Source organism: Sphingomonas sp. AC435 (assembly GCF_979253005.1).
The window spans coordinates 1-324 of the sequence record NZ_CEEDCJ010000031.1 but is presented as its reverse complement, the minus strand read 5'-3'; the positions used below and the strand labels follow the sequence as shown (position 1 = coordinate 324).

General features: G+C 66.7%; 1 protein-coding gene. It reads right to left on the bottom strand.

Going from position 1 to position 324, the window contains the following annotated elements; all coding sequences use genetic code 11:
* Window positions 1-66 precede the first annotated feature (66 nt).
* Window positions 67-324 (bottom strand): NUDIX hydrolase (locus tag AC0CH8_RS18840; RefSeq protein WP_465241193.1); only part of this gene is annotated, 258 nt, incomplete at its 5' end.

The window sequence follows — 324 nt, the reverse complement described above, 5'->3', positions numbered from 1 at the left end:
GAAAGGCCGCTGCGGCTGATCATCTCCAGGGCGAACTGCTTGACCTCGGCGTTTGTGTAAGGTCGTTCAGCGGCTGACTGCGGGGCGGCGCAGCAGCGGCGCCAGGTCGTCGGTGCGCGGGTCGTGGGCGCTCAGCCAGCGCAGCTCTTCCAGCTCGGCTGCGGGCAGTACCGGGTGTGGGAGCAGGGCCCTGAAAATATCGGCCTCGACCCGGGTATCCGCTTCGTGGGCGGCGACTTCGCCGAAATGGCCCAACTGCACGAACGCCGACTCGGGCAGATGCAGATCCAGCTCTTCGTGGAGTTCACGCAGGAGCGTCTGCAG